Origin of the sequence: Brevibacillus invocatus, from assembly GCF_003710915.1 — a bacterium.
GTDB lineage: Bacteria > Bacillota > Bacilli > Brevibacillales > Brevibacillaceae > Brevibacillus > Brevibacillus invocatus.
In genome coordinates this window covers 1-451 of record NZ_RHHR01000107.1, presented here as the reverse complement: position 1 = coordinate 451, position 451 = coordinate 1, and the positions used below count along the sequence as shown (strand labels likewise).

Sequence of the window (451 nt, the reverse complement as noted above, 5' to 3'; positions counted from 1 at the left end):
TTTTCCGGAACCTTAATCCATTTCGCAATCATATATGAAATAATCCCAACCGCGATAGCATGTTCGTAAGCATAGCTGTCCATCCGAGCATATCGACGCAGCGAAAGGAGAACCTGCGGCTGTTCCTGGAACTGAGCCAAAATAGGCGAAACCACTTCCCGCACTTCCATAACGGGGATATTATCGCCACCTTGCACGCGAATCATCAGGTTTTTCAACTTCGTAACAGCTTCATTAAAATGTTCCTGAAAGGATGGCTTCTCGATAATGTTGACCGTTACTTTCGGAGCTGCCTTTTCTTCTACATGAGTTTCCTTTGGTTCTCCAACGTCAACATTCGTGTCTTCGATGGATACCTGTTTGATCATAAAAGCATCCAGAAACTCGATTTCCTTTTCATACAGAGGCGTCCCTTTCGTAAAAAGAAGCCCGCCGAGTGAAGTGTATACCT

At 44.8% G+C, this 451-nt stretch carries 1 pseudogene; it reads right to left on the bottom strand.

Annotated features, from left to right (window positions below):
• Positions 1 to 451 (bottom strand): annotated as a pseudogene (locus EDM52_RS24240) (HD-GYP domain-containing protein); the annotation flags it as partial.